This window comes from Eisenibacter elegans DSM 3317 (assembly GCF_000430505.1).
Lineage (GTDB): Bacteria > Bacteroidota > Bacteroidia > Cytophagales > Microscillaceae > Eisenibacter > Eisenibacter elegans.
Window position 1 is genome coordinate 46170 of record NZ_KE387153.1, and the last position, 17260, is coordinate 63429.

Genomic DNA, 17260 nt, shown 5'->3' on the forward strand with positions numbered 1-17260 from the left:
CAACAAGTAAGCTTGGGTATATTTTGATGCTTTAACCTCTTGCTTTGGTAACCCGCTTGCGCTGCCGCAGGCGGCGCGGATTGTACCAAAGCCAAAAGCCACTGAGCGACAAAAAAAGCAGCCCGCCGCCCACCAACGTGCTATAAATCAGCTTAGCAGCCTCGCTTTTGATGCCTAGGTATCGATCAAATAGAGAGCCGTCGTGTAGGGCTTCTACCCAATCGGCATAGCGGGTGGCTACCTGCAATACCTGCCCGTCGTGTAAGGCTAGTTGTAATTCTATGTAGTGGTGCTCAAACCGCACTTTGGCTACGCCCTTGGTCGGGCGGATGTCTATACGCTCGATGGTATCATCTAAGGCTAAGCTATCCCGAACATAGCGCTTGGCGGCTAACTGTAGGCTGTCAAGACTGATGGCCGGTGCTTCGGACTTGGCCTTTTGAGTGGGCGGCATCAGGCCTACAGGCTTTTTCCAAGCAAGGAGTATCCCCGTGATACTGACCAATAATATGGCTGCCAAACTCAAGATAGACAAACGCCTGTGCCAGCGCCTATACCAGCGTGTGCGAGCGGCTATTTGTTCTGTAGATGCTCTTGGTATATTTCGAGGTATTTGATTCATCAAGGGTGTGTGGCGCTTTGTGTCTCTCGACAAAGATACGCATATCCTCACAATACTTGAACAAAAACCGCCTGCTGTCCATCGCTTCCAGTAATACTTACATAGATGCAAACAAGCTTTTGGTCTCTTGGCTGAGGCCATTGGTCGATTATTGTTTGTAGGGCTACAGCAAAAGCGCTAATTTAGTTGACAACCGTATGAAGACAATTATCGTTTAAACATCAATACATCTCTAGCACACTAAGCCAAAATATACTCAGACATCACACACACCTTTGTCATGAACCTCTATTATGAATTCTGCTCCCACCCCATCTTCATCGCTTGATACCCTCAACTACTACCAACGCCTCAAAACCGACCACGTGATTATGGCTTATAATGGAGCCTTTTCGCAAGGTATTTTGATCGACCTTGGAATGGCGCTCGAAGGCAAAACCGATAACCCTAGCCTGCTTTTTAGCAAACGTTTGTTTTCGATTTTTATTGAAATGACCCAGAACATTCTCATCCACTCTGCTGAGCGTACTTTCTCCAAGCGCGACGGTAAGGAGATTGGTCACGGTATTGTATTGGTGCGTAATATCCTAAGCCCTGTAGGTGTTGAAATTATCTCGGGCAATAAAATCAAACGTGAAGATGGCGAACGAGTGCAAGAGCGTTGCCTCAAGATTGCCGGAATGAATAGCGATGAACTGAAGGAGTTTTACAAATCGCAACGCGCCAAACCTCACGAGCAAAAAAAGAGCGGAGGCAATATCGGATTGATTGATATTGCGCGCCGCTCCGGCAATGCCCCTGAAATATCGCTGACTCCTGTAGACAAGCAACACTATTTTATGACCCTCGGTGTCAAGCTTTATGATGAATAAGCCTTACGGCTTAGTCTTTGGCAAACACCCAAATTTTGGCCTCATCAAAGCTGTCAAAGTAACGGACATTGTACACCTCTGAGACGGCCTTTTCTTCCATCATCTGCTCCATAGATACTTGGGCGAAGAGGTCTTTGCTGACAATAAAGGCCAACTTTTTGAGTGCTGTTGTGCGTGGGGCTATTTCCTGCGACACCCAGTCTTGCATCTCCGGGATGATGGTATAGCGCAGCTCCCGGTTGTCTACTATTAGCCTTGTGGGCTTGTTCTGCTCTACAATGTCGGCATATTGGCGCATATTCTCCTGAAACTGTTCATCCGTCATATGAGCCGTCGTTTCGGGCTTATACACAAACATTACCAATGACTGCTCCTCGTCATAATCCAAAAAAATGAAGCTGTTTTCAAATACTATCATAGATTTTTTAAGTTTAGGAGATTATATGCAAAATACACCGCTTCCGGCGGTTTTCAAATAATTTTATCAAAAAATATCCCCAATCTCGTTATATTCAGCGTCAGTAAGTTGCCTCCCCCTTATTTAGCACTAAACCTATGGAAACACTACGGCTTTTTTTTGAACAATATGCACAGCAAAGTTATTTTGGCAATACAATCCAGCAGTACTTGCTATTTCTGGGGATTTTTGCCGGTTTTCTGGCCTCTGCAAGGGTGGTTTATTATTTTTTCAAAAAATATGTCCGCCGCCTTACAAGCAAAACCAAGACTAATTTAGACGATATTTTTATAGACAAGTTTGAGGAGCCTATCGTAGGGGTGATTGTGCTGGTGGGTCTGTATTTGGCGGCTGCGCAGTTGGTGTTGGTCAAATGGCTCGATACAAGCATTAATATCCTCGTTGTCAATGGCATTACTATCTTGTTTGCCTGGTTTTTGATTCGCTTCTTGGATGCGCTCGCACAGCGTTATACGAGCATCCAAAATCAAAGCACAGATACCCTCCAAAAGCACGTCCTCTCCCTGATTCGCCTAGTACTCAAGTACAGCCTGATTGTCTTGACAACAATCATCGTTTTGAGCAATTTTGGCTATAACGTCAGTTCGTTATTGGCTAGCCTAGGTTTAGGAGGGTTGGCTATGGCTTTGGCATCGCAGGAGGTTTTACGCAACATTTTCAGTGGTTTTGTCATTATGTTTGACCAACCGTTTCGCCTTGGCGAATGGGTCATTATCAACAACACCGAAGGTACTGTCCAAAGCATCGGCCTGCGCTCTACCCGCCTCAAAACCTTCAGGGGAGAATATGTAACCATCCCCAACCACCTCATCACCGAAAGTATGATTACCAACTTCAGCGCCTACCCTGATACCCGAGATATGATTACCATAGGCCTGACCTACGACACCACATTGGCGCAGCTACAACAGGCCAAAAATCTTATCAAAGAGGCCCTAGACAATGCCCCCGGCGTAGTCCGCGATTCTTATGAAATCAACTTTACACAATTCAATGCTTACTCGCTAGACCTCTTCATTGCCTTTGAAACAGCTATTGCCAACCCCAGACAGAAACGGGATATTCGGGATGCCTTTCACAAACAAGTCAAGGAGAGGTTCGACGCTGCCGGTATTTCGATAGCCTTCCCCACACAAACCATTGAACTCAAAACTGCCGCCCAAACACCTTCCGCTGGTGGCTTGTGATAGTTTGTTGTTTACTCATAAATTTGTTATTATGAAGTTCACCTTAAAAAAAACATTGTATTTGCTCCTATGCCTTTGTTGGAGTCTTGCTGGAGAGTTATCGGCACAGACAAGCGCCGACAGCCTAGGTTGGTTTGTGCCTAGGCCTGTACCTTTGATGCAATTCAATGACCTAGCCGACCTATGTAGCATAGAGGAATCCCGCTGGATAGACCGCGACCTTCAGGCTTGTCTTGATAGCCTCGGAGTTGAATTGGTCATTGTCTTGGTAGAAGGCCTACCGGAAGCCGTAACACTCCCCAAGGCCACCCTCCACACGGCCATCGCTTGGCAGTTGGGTAGGCGCACAGCGGGTCGTGCTGCTATTGTACTGTTTGACAAGTCGACCCAAGAAGTATGGATGGAAGCCTCCAGCTTGGTCAGCCCGCCGCTATCAAACGAACGAATCCAATACCTGATGGGGGAAATTTTTGCCCCAGCTTGTCTCGATTATGGCTACTTTGTGGGCATTCGGACTTTTATCAAATACTTTGTTCTCAGCTTTGACGAAACTTCAACAGACTGAAAGCCAAAATACTCCGCCATATGGTATATACCCAACCAAAATTGGTTTGGGAAATATATGTGCTGCAAATCCTTGAGAATCAAGAAAATCAAATCCTATGAATCCTGATATAAATTGCTAAAATTGCCCGTCGAACTGTTACTTTTTAGCCAAAAAGCTGATAAAGAGCACATCAAAAATATCGTCCCACTTTCCTGCTTCCTTGAAACACCGCCTGCATTTTTTCTTTGGCTTCTGTATCAGAGAGTTTTTGGCATTGAATACATAGCGGAGTTCGGAAAGCTTTTCGATGTTCGCAAGATAGTTAATGAGTCGCTTGACTGCGTCATTGCCTAATGCTGTACTTGTTTTGTAACTTTTTAGTTCCACATAACGGATAGACACACTATTTCCAAAAAGCAAGTCGTACTTACCTTGTGGAAAGGGACAATTTTTAGAGAAAAGATTATCTATACCGATTAATGCTCAAGTATTTTGCCTTGCCCCCCACTCCCTGTTGTATTGGGGCTTTAACCCACCGCGTTTTCACTATGGGGTTGGAAAATATCGAGCGATGTGTGTTCCTGTGATTAGGACACTAAATAAAGTTGATACCTATGAGTATATCATCAACCCCTCTCCAAGCCTATTAGTCTGGGGCTAAATTTACAAAAACCTCCATTTTGTGCTAAAATAGAGGTTTTATTGACTATTGTTGTTTTGGAGTCAACACCCAGCGATTGGTCGGTAAGTTGAGTTGAAAAGGAGCTTGTTTGTCTGTGCTGTCTGGTGTTGTTTGTGTGTTGGGTGCGTCATCTATCACAAACAAAATCAACTTCTTCTCGCTAATTTCTTCTATATCAAGTTTTTGTGTGTAGGTTTGTTGGGGGAGCTGAAAAGTCAAGAGAATAGATTTGTTATCTTCTGAGATTGCCCACTGCCCCTTGAGCGATGCCCCTTCGTTTTGCCATAGAAAGCCTTTTGGCTCGAAGGTCAGAGTAGCTTTTTGTAAGCCGTCTAAAGTCTGCATTTTGAGCATTTCGATTAGCATTTTTTGCTCCGCTCCCCACTCTTGTGTTTTGAGCGCCTCGTCTAAGGCTTGATTCATAGCTGCTGTATCAAACTGCCAGGTGCCTACAAGCATTTCTTCTGGTTTCTTACTTTTGCAGGCATTGAAAGCCAGAGCTAAGAGCAACAAAACGGCTATCTTAATATAGTTTTTCATAAAGAAATAAATTTTTTGTTAGTCAATCTTTGGGCAAGATACGCTATTCCTCAATGTATGACAAACGCGTTTGGGCATACTTGGGTTGTTGGAGCAATAAGCGCATATTGCGCATGGTACTGATGATTCCTTTGATGACCAGCGGCTCTGTAACCCACTTGGGCAAGCTGATATTCGAAGCAGCATAGAACATATACTGTACCTCTACCCCACCCTTGTTGGGGAGGGGGGTGAAAATCCAAGCACCTTCAGCCACCACAATTCGGACTTTTCCCTGAACTTCAGGCTGGTATTGTGGTCGGCTGCGGATATTGATCTGTACTTGTTTGGTTTGTTTGTTTTGCGTGAGAATATTCTCACTCACCAAATCACGGTTGTAATACGGGAAAGGAAGGCTCAGCTCTCCATAAGTATACCACTTGGCTTCCTGAGCATTGGGCAAAGTCTGAAAGGTCTTCATCCGGTTGATCCACTGCGGGGCGGCCTCGTCGTCTTTGATTAAGGCTACGAGTGCGCTGAGGCTTGCCGAAACCGTCATTACAGCCAATACCTCTTTATCGCTAGTGTTTTTGTATGGCCTCCGATACAACATAATACCGTCCTCGGTCTTGGTTAACTCCCAACTAGGATCAATTTTGGCCGTTTGGGCGCCGCTCAAGTATGGCAACAGGCAGATGTATAACAATAGCACAAACTGTTTCATAAGACAGGGGATAGCTTTCGATTTCAGAGATTTGGGTTTTGAGCCAATGTAGACATATGTCAAAATAGGTGCGTCCAAAGGGGTATAACCATACAAGCTTTTTTTTGTTGAGACCAAGCGGAACAACCTTTTGACTTTGACTACGTTTTGGCCAATAAAGCACGAAGGTATTATTTATTGGCCAAATCTGTGGAGTAATGAAAAAAACATTCATCCTCGCCCTCTTCCTTTTATTGGGCAGCCTGAGCCTTTGGGCTCAAAAGGGCAAACAACAAACAGCCGACACTCCTCGGCACGAGGTATTGTCTCGTAGTGAAACGCAGTTGTTCTCCGGGCAGCTCATCCAAAAACAATGGGGCAAAACAGTGCAAAGCTACTGCGCCGGAGGCAGTGGATATTGGGTATTGGTATTGGCCGATGGCCAAGAGCTGGTAGTAGATGCGGCAGCTGATAGCCCCAATCTCAACATCCACTCATTCCTCAACAAACAGGTGAGTATCAGAGGGTATGTCGAAAATCGCCGTATCCGCCCTCCTAACGACCCGATGAGCCAACATCCTATAGCTGATGTGAGTTGTGAGGTTTTAGTGGCACACAGCATCAAAACAAGCCCTTAGCGTCTGTCTCAAACATCATTTTTTCTGGGGGGGTGGGTTCTGTGCCAAATAGCCTTCTAGGGCTTGGTACAGTTGGAGGTTGGCAGCTTCTCCCCTAGCCACAACGCCAAAGAATCCCTGCGTTAGGCCTCTCACTTCTGAGAGATTGCGCAAGGCCATTCCTTGACGGGTCAAATACTTGCTGACCTCTGTTTCGGGTTTGTGCAATACCCTCGCTATTAGGTAGTGCGTATGATGATGTTGCACTTCCATAGCCGGTAACTGCCGGAGCATCTTTGTGAGTGCCAATGCGCGCCCATAAGCTGCCTCTACATCAAACTCCACCTGCTCCTTATGACTGAGAAAGTAGCGCATGGTCTCCAGAGCCATTGCATTGACACTAAAGGGGATTTGATAGGCTGCCACACTACGTATCAGCTGTGCGGAGCCGACAACATACCCTACTCTCAAGCCGGGAACGGCATAGGCTACAGTAAAAGAACGCAAGACAGTCAAGTTGGGATACCTGCCCACTAGACGCACACAAGTTCCGACATTGGGTGTACAGGCAATAAACGACTCATCTACTACAAAGAGTGTGTTGCAGTATTGTAACAAAAGCTCCTCTAACTCATCCAAATACAACAAACTACCCGTAACAGGATTCGGATTGGCAATCCAGACCAAGTCTGTGGCAGAAAGCTGTTGCCACTGTGCTTGTATCGTCAGTTGATGTCCGTACATTGTCAGCGCCTGATGCAGCAAGCCCTGATATGGACTCAAAACACTGCTTTTGGCACCGGCGTGAGCTTGCGCCAGCAGATATATCCCTTCCGAAAGGCCATTGAGCGGCAAAAAACGCTCTGCCGGCAGCCCGTGATGTTTGGCCAAGGCCTGCTTTACGGCCTCAGACAGCGTCTGGGGGTAATGTGTAAGACTTTCCCACCGATTGGCCAAGTATTTCTGTAACCCTTCGGGGGGAGATTGATGTAAGCCCAAACGGCCAAAATCGAGCTGTGGGTCTTGAGGCAAATCCGCTGTTGTGGGGAGTTTAGGCCAAAACGTATCAAAATACCAGTCAAGCATAAAACAGATTCACTAAGTTGTACCAAGATTTACTTGATTGTCAAGGATTTTCAGCGCATACATTTCCCCAACCAACTTTGATGGGATTAGCTAAATAGAAAGCTACGCTTTTCTGGGCAAAAGCACAAACTCTTGGCAAAATCTCTGAACAAGCCTAGGCACAAGGGTACTTATCCGTGTTTTTTGTGTAATTTTGTAACCTAATCAGCGCCATTACTGTTCAAACACATATTTTCAAAACTTTACACTTTATGGCTTTCACGCTCGAAAAGCTACTCCGCAAAAACATTTTGTACCTCAAGCCCTACTCCTCTGCTCGGGATGAGTTTCAGGCCAAGGCCGAGGTGTATCTTGATGCCAACGAAAACCCTTTTGGCTCTACCGGGCTAAATCAGGCCTACAACCGTTACCCAGACCCACATCAGCAGGCGCTCAAGCAACAAATTGCCCGTCTCAAACGTGTAGCCCCTACACATATCTTCTTGGGCAACGGTAGTGATGAGCCTATCGACTTGCTGATCAGGGCTTTTTGCGAACCCGGCCAAGACAGCATCCTCATTACCCCTCCTACTTATGGAATGTATGAAGTATCGGCCAACATCAATGATGTGCGGGTACTGCGCGAAAATCTCAACGAAGATTTCAGCCTCGACATCCTGCGTGTGCTCCAACATGCACGCAAAGAACAGCCCAAACTGGTCTTCTTGTGCTCTCCCAATAACCCTACAGGCAATGTGGTAGCAAGAATAGAAGAACTGAAATATTTGGCCCAACACTTTGAGGGCATCATTGTAGTAGATGAGGCTTATATCGATTTCTGTGATGAGCGCGAGTTTTCGGCCTTGCGCCTGCTCTACGACTGCCCCAATGTGGTTGTATTGCAGACTTTCTCCAAGGCTTGGGGCTTGGCTGCTTTGCGCCTAGGGATGGCCTTCGCTAGCGAGCCTATTGTGCAGATACTCAACAAGATAAAACCCCCATACAATATCAACGAGTATACCCAGCAAGCAGCCCTTCACGCCCTCCAACATGCTTCAGAAAAGGAATTGATGGTAGAAGAAATCAGGGAACAACGCTGGTTTTTGTCAGGAGAGCTACAAAAGCTCAGCTTCATAGAGGAGATTTTCCCTTCAGAAACCAACTTTATCCTGATGCGTGTCAAAAATGCCAACGAACTATATGAGTACTTGCTCAAGCGGCAAATAGTGGTGCGTAATCGTAGCAACCAACCCCTCTGCCACAACTGCCTGAGGGTAACGGTAGGTACTCCAGAAGAAAACGAACTACTACTACAAGCGCTCTACGAATATACCGAACAGTTGTACTAATTGGTGTTTCGGTCACACCGCTGGACATTTTTGGATAAAGTAGCTCTGAGACAAGCTGAGGCCTCATTTTGGAGTTAAAATAAGACTTAGCCCACAGTCTTAACTGTGGGTTTGAAAAATGTCCAGTGGCGTGTGTTTATAATGGCACATGGCTAAGCCTATGGCGTTTGGTTTGCCCCTAGTCATCTAAAATGCTTCCGTAATGTCGAGATAAAACCCACTGATGCCCTTATGGCCAAAACCATAATCGAGGCGGATGTTTACACGGTCTTCGGTATCAATCATAAAGCGCAACCCTGCGCCATAGTTGGGCTTTAGGTTATCAAACCGTAACTGCCCGCGCTCATCAGAGACATCACCCAGCCCTGCCCAGCCAGTCAGTCCCAAGCGCCAAACCACAGGGGCACGGTATTCGGCCTGTACAGCCCAATGATGTGGTGCACGGTAACGGCCATTGTAATAGCCCCGCATAATCATTGTGCCTCCCATCTCTCCCATTTCTTTGAAGGGCACATCCCCCGCATTGAAAAAGCCGAAGCCTTGGAAAGCCAGTACATGTTTGCTGTCGAAAAGGCCGACGTACTTGCGCAAATCGACCAACAAACTACTAGGGCTTTGGGTGCTGCCCAAGAGCTGTAGGTAGCTGTGGTGCGAAAGCTCTAGATAAACCCCTCGTGTAGGGTTGAGAATGTTGTCGCGGGTATCATACACCGCCGCCAATCCCAGTCCTGAAAGTGTATAACCTTGGCTTCCGGTGATATTGCCGCCCTCTAGCATCCCCCCGGGCACAGCCACGAGATCATACAGATAGGCGAGGCGATATTGCGCCCCCACAAAAAAATGTGGGAAGATTTGCTTGGCTAGGCGGTGCTCTAGGCGGATACGCCGATAATCGACCAACTCCTCGTTTTCGTCGGATAAGTCATTGCCCACCCCATAGAAAAACTCAGGGAAACGCGAGTATGACACTTGCCCCCGCGTCAGGTAGCGCTCTCCGGCGGAGAAAAGCGTATACATCGCATTGATATCCAACTGCTGGTTGAGCGTATATAGCAGATAGCTACGTACGTTAGAGGTGCGGGTATTGTCCCAATCATCTCCTATCTTAAAGTTGAAAGAAGCCAACGCTCCAAAGCCAAGACTTGTTTCGGGGGCATAATACAATACCGGTAAGGGGATAAAGTGTAAGTTCTTTTCGCGATCAGTAGGAGCCTCGGCGGGGAGGTTGAGGTCTTGCGCCATTACCGAACACATCCCCAGGCAGGATACACCGCACAAAAGCCACAAAAAAGTCTGTTTGAACATGAGGATGTTTGTAAAATAAATCTGCAACAGAGACGAATGATAGAATTTTGCTTGCTAATGTATGAATTTTGGGCGATGATTCGTTCATACAGCAACAAAAATCTAATTTTGCTTTTCATCCCCGTTTCTTCTTTTCATTGGCCTAAACTTGAGCGATGTATATGTACCACCTTTGTTTCAAAACCCTGTTAGTTTTCACCCTATGCTGTTTGGTCTCGCTATCGACACAAGCCCAGCGCAGTCTTGAGGTTACCAAATACTATGACCACCCCAGCCAACAGCTCAAAGAGCAATACCAAGCTGATATTACCCCAGCAGGCGATACCTTGATTCAGGGCCAATACAAGCGCTTCCACCCCAACGGCAACTTGGCCACCGAAGGGCTGTTTGAAAACAACCGTAAGCAAGGTGTGTTTAAAACATATTACGAAAACGGCACCAAACAGAGTGAGTTGACCTTTGTAGACAACCTACGCCAAGGTGCATTTACCATTTATATGCCCGACGGGCAGCCTTATCAACAAGGTGAGTATCGACAAGATACCTTACAAGGCTTTTTGGCTGTGTTTGAAGATGGCTACAAAAGTAAAGAAACCGAATTTCAAAACGGGCAAGTAGAGGGCAAAATGAGGGTTTTCTACCGTAGTGGGCAGGTCAAAGAAGAGGGGACATTCATCGGCGGGAAGCCCAACGGTATGTACTATACTTATCACGAAAACGGTCAACTAAAATCAGAAGAAGAACTGCTCGATGGCATCAGCAATGGTATTTTTCGTACTTATTTCGACGATGGCAGCCCCCAAATCATTGCCCAAAACCAAAACGGCCAGCGCACCGGCGAGTTCAAACAATATGACCGCAACGGCCAACTGGTGTTGCAATGTTATTACCTCAACGGCCTTCTCGACCAAGAGTACCTGTCTTATTACCCCAACGGCCAACTACTCCAAAAAGCTACCTACAAGCGTGGCGCAAGACAAGGAACAGTCTTGAGTTATTATGCTGATGGGAAAACCAAAGAAAAAACCACTTATACCAACAACGAGCAAAACATCAGCCAAGAGCTGTATTATCCCGACGGTACGCTGCGAGAAGCCGCCGAATACCGCAATGGACTGCCCTACGGAACAAGAAAATACTATCACCCCAATGGCCAAATCCGTTTGGTAGAAACCTACAAGGACGGCAAGTTGGAAGGCACTCAAAAACACTACCACGAAAACGGCAAACCCGCTCGCGAAGAAGAGTATGCCCAAGGCGAAAGAATGGGCTATGTACGCCTATACGACGACCAGGGCAAGCTCTCCGAAGAAATCCCCTATCGCAAAACCCAAAAACTGGGAGACTATAAAGCCTACTACCCCAATGGCCAAATCAAAGTAAAAGGTACTTACCGATACAACAACCGCTTCGGCCATTGGCAATACTATCACGAAAACGGCAAACCACATAAAATCGTCAGTTACAACAACAAAGGCGAAGTTATCTCCGAAAAAGAACAACAATAGTGCTGCTGTGCCAACCAAGCAAAGCATCACTTATCGTGTTTATTTGATACGAAATCGCTACTGTATGCTCCTTTCCTCTTGGTTCTGTTCTTTGTTTTTGGCTTAGGTTTTCAAATAATTTTGATATATCTTTGAATTACATTTAATTTGCTTATTCAAAGCACCGCCAAAAGTAGTCGAAAGAAGAGTCTCCAAATTTTGCCTTGGCAGCCCTTCCTAAACCTCTAAACAAGCCAAACGTAAACCATCGTAGCCATGAGTAGCGAAAAGGACGAAACCCGTACCGATGCAGCCATTTCTGAAGAAAACAAAAGCGCCGAGACGCTGGCGACCCCTTCTTCAGAAGCCCCTCTAGCATCGGCTGATGAGCACAATGCCGACCATACCCCCGCCCCTACTGAAGCCCCCAAGGCTGACGCTGTGGCTTCCCCTCAGCCCAAAGACGAACAGGCCGAGGACAGTGAGGAGGCCAACCAAGAGGAAGAGGCCGAAGAAGAAGAAGCTGTAGATTATAGCCAACTCACTAAGTCTGAATTGCTCCAACACGCCCAAGCCCAGCAAAAAGAAGATAACTTCAAAAAAGCGCTCGCTATCCTGAAAGAACTCAAGCCTTTTTTTGAGGAAATAGCCCAAAAAGAGCGCCAAGAAGCTCTCGAAGCTTTTCTGGCCGATGGAGGCGAAGCAGCAGACTTTGACTATAAGCAAGAGCCAGAAACCAAGGAGTTTTTTGATCTCTACCAAGAGGTGCAGCAAAAATACAACCGCCAACGCCAACAAAGCGAACAAGAGCGGGAGAAAAACCTCAAAACCAAGGAGCTTATCCTTGAAAAATTGCGCCAACTCATTGATGCCGAAGAAAGCGAAACCAGTATTGAGGAATTCAAAAAATTACAAACCGAATGGCGCGGTGTAGGCCCCGTGCCCGCCCAACACAACCGCACCCTCTGGGCAAGCTACAACGCCTTGGTCGAGATGTATTATGACCAACGCAGCATCTACTTTGAACTCAAAGAACTTGATCGCCGCAAAAACCTAGCCCTCAAACTAGAACTCTGCGAACGCGCCGAAAAACTACTCGATAAGGAGCCTGTACGCGATGCTATCAAAGAACTACAAGAGCTACACGAAGAGTACAAACACATAGGCCCTGTTCCGAAAGAAGAACAAGAAATCGTATGGCAACGATTCAAAGCCGCCTCTGATCAACTCTATGATAAAAAACGCGCTATCGTAGAAACCATCAAGGCTGAAAAACAACAAAACCTCGAAGCCAAACTAGTACTTTGCCAGCAAGTAGAAGCTTTTGCTACTTTTGAATCTGACCGTATCACGGCTTGGAACGCCAAAACCAAGGAAATACTCGAACTCCAAAACCAATGGGAGGCCATTCGAATGATTCCCAAAGAAAAGGTAAAAGAGGTTAGCAAGCAGTTTTGGACAGCTTTTAAGACTTTCTTCCAAAACAAAAACTTGTTTTTCAAAGAAATAGAGCGCCAACGAGAAGAAAACCTCAAAGCCAAAGAAGCACTCTGCGAACGCGCCGAGGCAATCGTTAATAGTGATGCCGAACCACAACAAATCGCTGCCGAGCTCAAAACCCTACAGCAGGAGTGGAAGGAAATAGGACCGGCTCCTTCCAAACAAAGACAAAGTATTTATGACCGGTTCAAAGCTACTTGTGATTCTTTCTTTGAACAACGACGCAAACAATATGCCTCTGCCGAGCGCTCTTATGAAGAAAACCTCAAGGCCAAAGAATCTATCTGTGACCAGCTAGCCGCCTATACCGCCGAGCAACTCGCCGATGAGGCGCTTGTGCGTGAGGCTGTAGCTCAATGGAATGAGATTGGCTTTGTACCTAAAAACAAGAAAAAGTATATCGAAAAGCGTTTTCAAACCATACTCAACGAGACCATTTTGCGTATGCCGGTCTCCGATGATGAGAAACAACGCTTGCGCTTGTCATTGGACAAGCAGTCTGCCCGCACGGGTAGCAATCCCCAAGCCGGCAAACGAGTGCAAGACCGTAGCGCAAAGCTCAAAAAACGCATCAAAGATATCGAGAATGACATCGCCATCTTGCGCAACAACTTGGAGTTTTTTGCCAACACCAAAAAAGCCAACAGCTTCAAGGAAAGCTTTGAAAAACAGGTGGAGGAAAAATACCAACAACTAGACGAGCTTCGCACTCAACTCGCGCAAGTACAGGACGAAGAGCGTGATTAGCTCTCCGCCAACACAGTACTTCGCTTCTAGCACTTAAATAGGCAACCTTGCAAGCTATTACGTTTGCAAGGTTGTTGATTTATGTGTATCTTGAACTCATAAAATCAAGAATTATCTACGGAGCGCGTGTGCTGCCCCCTCATCAATGTAGGCCAAACTGCTTACCCCAAAATGCGCACTCCCCAAATCAAGTGCGCACAATGAAAATCTCCATCACCATACTCAACTTACTCGTCAAGTTGTGTGCTGAGCAGCCACGACTGCGTTGGCAAATCAAAGGCGAATTTGAAGAAAGCCACGGCTGTATGGTTTACAATATTTTGTTTTATGAATATCAATCGAATAAACTCAAAGGCCAAATCTCTTTTTATCCTCACAACGAGCAAGTTATCAGCTTCCGATTTGCTGAATACCAAGGAATAAAACCAGAAACGCTCATAGACCTCCTCTTAGACCTTATCAACTATACCAAAACTATCAACTGAATGATGCGGCTTGTGTTGCTTTCTTACTACACTCAATGGAAGTTAGTTGGGGAAAATTGGTTTTCTAAAACCCCTTGAGAATCAAAAAAATCAGGCCAAGTAACCCTTGGCATAAATCGTATTTGGGTTATCATCAATGAAAAAAATATTAGCCAAAATCCGTAACTACGAAATTCGTATCCGCAAGGCTGTTCACGGCCAGATGCGGGGCAATTACAACTCTATTTTCAAAGGGGCAGGGTTGGAGTTTGACGAAGTACGGCTGTATCAGTATGGAGATGATGTACGGCGCATAGACTGGAACGTAAGCGCCAAAGGCTCAGGTACTTTTGTAAAAATATTCAAAGAAGAAAAAGAGCAAACCGTGTTTTTCTTGCTCGATGTGAGCCACTCCCAAGACATCGGCAGCGGCAACGACACCAAGCTCGAACTAGGCAAGGAGGTGTGTGGCGTTTTGGCGCTATCAGCAGCCAAAGAAGACAGCCAGATTGGCTTGATTTGCTTTAGCGACCAGAAGGAGCGCTATATCAAACCAGACAAGGGGGTAAAAAAGGCGTATGAAATTATTTTCAACCTCTTCAAGCTCCAACCTCGCTCCTTGCGTACCGATTTAGACAAATTTTTTAAATTTGCCCTCAACCTTATCAAACGCCGCAGTATTGTCATTGTCATCAGTGATTTCATTGACCAAGACTATGAGCAAAGCCTCAAAGCATTGGCACGCAAACACGACCTGATTTTGATTCACCTTTTGGATGAAAAAGAAACACACTTGCCTAGGCTTGGTATTGTACCCGTATTTGACAAGGAGCTACAGCGTACCGTTTGGATGAATACCTCTTCGGCAAGCTTCCAAGCACAAGTGCAAGAGCGATTCAACCACAAAAAACGCGAGCTAGAGGCGCTGTGTGTGCAATATAGCGCCAACTACCTGAGCCTCCAAACAGGTGAGGATTTTGTGCCCAAGCTTATCAAACTATTTAAAGTACGCAACAAAAAAGTGCGCAGCAATGCCAATGCTTCCTAAATACATCATACAGGTTATCTATGCCTTTTTTATTTTGAGGCGCTTTGTTGGTGTTGTCTTGCTCGGCGGCATCTTGTTGGCCGGCCAAGCACTCTCCGCACAAGAGCTGCGCCTCGACGACTACCCTCGTCTTTACTTTCACCACGACAGCATCAGCATCGGTAGTGTCCTGCGTGTGTCGTTAAGCTATTGCCACGAAGCCGATAAAGCCGTGCTCTTCCCTGACTCTAGCTACAATTTCAGCCCCTTTACTTGGGTCAGCAGGCAGTATTTTGTTACCCAAACCCAAGGACAAATCAGCCGTGATAGTGTAGTCTATCAGCTGACCACCTATGAATTGGACGCATCGCAGGCGCTTGCCTTGCCTGTTTTTATGGTCAATACCATTGATTGTACTCAGGTGTATTCCAATACAGTAGAAGTCAAACTCAAACCCCTAGTGTATGGCCACCTTGATAGCTTGCAATACAAAGCCTATACCGATATCCAAACCCTCGAAGAACAATTCAACTACCCCTACCTTATCGCTGCCACCTTGGGTGTTGTGCTGCTGTTGTGGGGAGGTTGGCGCATATTCGGGCAGGGGATTTTGAAGCGTTATCGGCTATATCAGTTCCGCACCCAGCATAGTAAGTTTGTCAAAGACTTCAGCCGCATCAGCACCCGTATCCGTATCAAACAATCACCCGAAGACTTGGAAAAAGCCCTCGTTCTTTGGAAAAAACACCTAGAACACCTCGAATCAGAGCCATTCAGCACCTATACCTCCAAAGAAATCCGGGAGAAAGTCCCCAACGAAACCTTGGCTGCATCCCTCAAGCGCATTGACCGTGCTATCTATGGCCAAGAGTTTACCGAAGAGCTGGCCGATGCACTAGAGGTGTTGCGCAATTTTTCTGTCGAGCGCTTCAGCCACCAACAAACCCGCCTGCAACATGCTTAACTTATTGCCCCATGTATTTTTGACTGTGTGGTACTCGCCGGTATGGTTTTCGCCCTTTGTGTTAGCTGATTTTGAATGGGAAAACCCTGTTTTTCTTTATTTTCTGCTACTAGTACCCCTGATGGCCCTTATTCGTTGGCTTTTTGCGGCTCGCTTTAGCTCTCAGATAGAAGTAGCCTTTATGGAAGAACAGCTTCAAAGTGACCCACTCACGCGCTTACGCTACCTACCCTCGTTGTTGTTTAGTATCTTCTTGATGCTGCTCCTAATAGCCGCCGCCCGCCCACAGCGTACCAATGAGTATGTAGAGCAAAACTCTGAGGGTATCGATATTATGCTTGTACTCGATATATCAGAATCGATGCTGATAGAAGATTTCAAACCTAATCGCCTAGAAGCCACCAAACGTATTGCTATCAACTTTATTGAGGGGCGGAAGTTTGACCGCATCGGGATGGTCATTTTTTCGGGTGAGGCCTACTCACTCTCCCCCCTAACCAATGACTATGCCATGCTCCGTAGCTATATCCAAGACATCCATTGGGAAATGATTCAGCAAGGCGGCACCGCTATCGGCAGCGCTTTGGCCGTAGCTACCAATCGTATGCGTGAGCTTGATAGCCGCAGCAAGGTATTGGTACTGATTAGCGATGGGGATAGCAATGCAGGCAATATTGACCCCATTACGGCAGCGCAGCTGGCCTATGGCTATGGAATCAAGCTCTATACCATTATCGTAGGGCAAGAAGGCCGTGTGCCTGTTGGCAAAGATAAAGAGGGCAACATAATCTATGAGGATAATACCATCGACGAAGAGACACTGCGCGAAATAGCCCGCATAGGACAAGGAAACTTTTACCACGCCCAAGACAACAAGGCAATGGAGAAAGTATTCGAAGAAATAGACCAACTCGAAAAAAGCGAAATCATCGAAACACGTTTCAAAGCTACCCAAGACCACTACCACGTCTACTTACGCTGGGCCTTGCTGTTTTTCTTAGCTTGGCTGGCGCTAAAAAGCACTTTTATCACCAATGTTTTACAAGATTGATTAATTTTGCAAAACAGCCCCTATGGGCTGCCCCCTTTTGTTTGAGCCAACCCTCGGTCTGACTTTTTCTAAAA

The 17260-nt window shown here is 46.3% G+C and carries 17 protein-coding genes; 11 read left to right on the plus strand and 6 right to left on the minus strand.

What is annotated here, in order from left to right; translation table 11 throughout:
- Positions 1–31: 31 nt before the first annotated feature.
- A complete protein-coding gene (locus G499_RS0113805) occupies positions 32–622 on the minus strand; it encodes a PepSY-associated TM helix domain-containing protein (RefSeq protein ID WP_051296266.1) in 591 nt (196 codons plus the stop codon).
- Between the two features lie 293 nt (positions 623–915).
- Between G499_RS0113805 and G499_RS0113810 the strand changes: the two genes are divergently transcribed.
- Positions 916–1494 carry a SiaB family protein kinase gene (locus G499_RS0113810; protein WP_027000430.1) on the plus strand — a complete coding sequence of 193 codons (579 nt, stop codon included), beginning with the start codon at positions 916–918 and terminating at the stop codon, positions 1492–1494.
- Positions 1495–1504: 10 nt separating this feature from the next.
- On the opposite strand, the gene G499_RS0113815 is transcribed toward G499_RS0113810, so the two are convergent.
- Positions 1505–1912, minus strand: coding sequence for an STAS/SEC14 domain-containing protein (locus tag G499_RS0113815; RefSeq protein WP_027000431.1), 408 nt, complete (start codon positions 1910–1912; stop codon positions 1505–1507).
- A gap of 137 nt (positions 1913–2049) precedes the next feature.
- Here G499_RS0113815 and G499_RS0113820 point away from each other — a divergent pair, with 137 nt between their 5' ends.
- Entirely contained in the window at positions 2050–3159 is a 1110-nt protein-coding gene (locus G499_RS0113820; protein ID WP_027000432.1) for a mechanosensitive ion channel family protein, read from the plus strand.
- 31 nt (positions 3160–3190) lie between these two features.
- Entirely contained in the window at positions 3191–3724 is a 534-nt protein-coding gene (locus G499_RS0113825; RefSeq protein WP_027000433.1) for a TPM domain-containing protein, read from the plus strand.
- A 688-nt stretch (positions 3725–4412) separates the two neighbouring features.
- On the opposite strand, the gene G499_RS0113840 is transcribed toward G499_RS0113825, so the two are convergent.
- Both G499_RS0113840 and G499_RS0113845 read right to left on the minus strand, forming a co-directional pair.
- On the minus strand, positions 4413–4928 hold the full coding sequence (locus tag G499_RS0113840) for a hypothetical protein (protein ID WP_027000435.1): 516 nt from the start codon (positions 4926–4928) through the stop codon (positions 4413–4415).
- A gap of 43 nt (positions 4929–4971) precedes the next feature.
- Positions 4972–5631, minus strand: a complete 660-nt coding sequence (locus tag G499_RS0113845) for an SRPBCC family protein (protein ID WP_027000436.1) — start codon at positions 5629–5631, stop codon at positions 4972–4974.
- 197 nt (positions 5632–5828) lie between these two features.
- On the opposite strand from G499_RS0113845, the gene G499_RS0113850 reads away from it, so the two are divergent.
- The gene (locus tag G499_RS0113850; RefSeq protein WP_027000437.1) at positions 5829–6248 is read left to right on the plus strand and encodes a hypothetical protein; all 420 of its coding nucleotides are present in this window, start codon (positions 5829–5831) and stop codon (positions 6246–6248) included.
- Positions 6249–6263: 15 nt separating this feature from the next.
- Here G499_RS0113850 and G499_RS0113855 read toward each other — a convergent pair whose 3' ends face one another.
- Positions 6264–7313 (minus strand): aminotransferase class I/II-fold pyridoxal phosphate-dependent enzyme, encoded by a 1050-nt coding sequence (locus tag G499_RS0113855; RefSeq protein ID WP_027000438.1) that lies wholly within the window; start codon positions 7311–7313, stop codon positions 6264–6266.
- A gap of 251 nt (positions 7314–7564) precedes the next feature.
- Between G499_RS0113855 and hisC the strand changes: the two genes are divergently transcribed.
- A complete protein-coding gene (hisC, locus tag G499_RS0113860) occupies positions 7565–8641 on the plus strand; it encodes a histidinol-phosphate transaminase (protein WP_027000439.1) in 1077 nt (358 codons plus the stop codon).
- Between the two features lie 186 nt (positions 8642–8827).
- On the opposite strand, the gene G499_RS0113865 is transcribed toward hisC, so the two are convergent.
- Entirely contained in the window at positions 8828–9946 is a 1119-nt protein-coding gene (locus G499_RS0113865; RefSeq protein ID WP_035727771.1) for a BamA/TamA family outer membrane protein, read from the minus strand.
- Positions 9947–10107: 161 nt separating this feature from the next.
- On the opposite strand from G499_RS0113865, the gene G499_RS0113870 reads away from it, so the two are divergent.
- From G499_RS0113870 to G499_RS0113895, 6 genes are all read left to right on the plus strand, one after another.
- A complete protein-coding gene (locus G499_RS0113870) occupies positions 10108–11454 on the plus strand; it encodes a toxin-antitoxin system YwqK family antitoxin (RefSeq protein ID WP_161627759.1) in 1347 nt (448 codons plus the stop codon).
- 255 nt (positions 11455–11709) lie between these two features.
- Positions 11710–13680: a DUF349 domain-containing protein gene (locus G499_RS0113875; protein WP_027000442.1), complete on the plus strand. Its 1971-nt coding sequence runs from the start codon at positions 11710–11712 to the stop codon at positions 13678–13680.
- Between the two features lie 200 nt (positions 13681–13880).
- The gene (locus G499_RS0113880; RefSeq protein ID WP_027000443.1) at positions 13881–14165 is read left to right on the plus strand and encodes a hypothetical protein; all 285 of its coding nucleotides are present in this window, start codon (positions 13881–13883) and stop codon (positions 14163–14165) included.
- A 136-nt stretch (positions 14166–14301) separates the two neighbouring features.
- Complete coding sequence (locus G499_RS20090; protein WP_035727667.1) at positions 14302–15192, plus strand: DUF58 domain-containing protein; 891 nt, start codon at positions 14302–14304, stop codon at positions 15190–15192.
- Entirely contained in the window at positions 15176–16135 is a 960-nt protein-coding gene (locus G499_RS0113890) for a hypothetical protein (RefSeq protein ID WP_154658465.1), read from the plus strand. Before G499_RS20090 ends, G499_RS0113890 begins: the two co-directional genes overlap by 17 nt.
- Positions 16128–17186, plus strand: a complete 1059-nt coding sequence (locus tag G499_RS0113895; protein WP_051296268.1) for a VWA domain-containing protein — start codon at positions 16128–16130, stop codon at positions 17184–17186. Before G499_RS0113890 ends, G499_RS0113895 begins: the two co-directional genes overlap by 8 nt.
- Positions 17187–17260 lie beyond the last annotated feature (74 nt).

What these genes read in the sequence shown, in the direction of transcription:
- G499_RS0113805 (WP_051296266.1), bottom strand. Translation starts at nt 622, where the DNA reads ATGAATCAAATACCTCGAAATATACCAAGAGCATCTACAGAACAAATA.
- G499_RS0113810 (WP_027000430.1), top strand. Translation starts at nt 916, where the DNA reads ATGAATTCTGCTCCCACCCCATCTTCATCGCTTGATACCCTCAACTAC.
- G499_RS0113815 (WP_027000431.1), bottom strand. Translation starts at nt 1,912, where the DNA reads ATGATAGTATTTGAAAACAGCTTCATTTTTTTGGATTATGACGAGGAG.
- G499_RS0113820 (WP_027000432.1), top strand. Translation starts at nt 2,050, where the DNA reads ATGGAAACACTACGGCTTTTTTTTGAACAATATGCACAGCAAAGTTAT.
- G499_RS0113825 (WP_027000433.1), top strand. Translation starts at nt 3,191, where the DNA reads ATGAAGTTCACCTTAAAAAAAACATTGTATTTGCTCCTATGCCTTTGT.
- G499_RS0113840 (WP_027000435.1), bottom strand. Translation starts at nt 4,928, where the DNA reads ATGAAAAACTATATTAAGATAGCCGTTTTGTTGCTCTTAGCTCTGGCT.
- G499_RS0113845 (WP_027000436.1), bottom strand. Translation starts at nt 5,631, where the DNA reads ATGAAACAGTTTGTGCTATTGTTATACATCTGCCTGTTGCCATACTTG.
- G499_RS0113850 (WP_027000437.1), top strand. Translation starts at nt 5,829, where the DNA reads ATGAAAAAAACATTCATCCTCGCCCTCTTCCTTTTATTGGGCAGCCTG.
- G499_RS0113855 (WP_027000438.1), bottom strand. Translation starts at nt 7,313, where the DNA reads ATGCTTGACTGGTATTTTGATACGTTTTGGCCTAAACTCCCCACAACA.
- hisC (WP_027000439.1), top strand. Translation starts at nt 7,565, where the DNA reads ATGGCTTTCACGCTCGAAAAGCTACTCCGCAAAAACATTTTGTACCTC.
- G499_RS0113865 (WP_035727771.1), bottom strand. Translation starts at nt 9,946, where the DNA reads ATGTTCAAACAGACTTTTTTGTGGCTTTTGTGCGGTGTATCCTGCCTG.
- G499_RS0113870 (WP_161627759.1), top strand. Translation starts at nt 10,108, where the DNA reads ATGTACCACCTTTGTTTCAAAACCCTGTTAGTTTTCACCCTATGCTGT.
- G499_RS0113875 (WP_027000442.1), top strand. Translation starts at nt 11,710, where the DNA reads ATGAGTAGCGAAAAGGACGAAACCCGTACCGATGCAGCCATTTCTGAA.
- G499_RS0113880 (WP_027000443.1), top strand. Translation starts at nt 13,881, where the DNA reads ATGAAAATCTCCATCACCATACTCAACTTACTCGTCAAGTTGTGTGCT.
- G499_RS20090 (WP_035727667.1), top strand. Translation starts at nt 14,302, where the DNA reads ATGAAAAAAATATTAGCCAAAATCCGTAACTACGAAATTCGTATCCGC.
- G499_RS0113890 (WP_154658465.1), top strand. Translation starts at nt 15,176, where the DNA reads ATGCCAATGCTTCCTAAATACATCATACAGGTTATCTATGCCTTTTTT.
- G499_RS0113895 (WP_051296268.1), top strand. Translation starts at nt 16,128, where the DNA reads ATGCTTAACTTATTGCCCCATGTATTTTTGACTGTGTGGTACTCGCCG.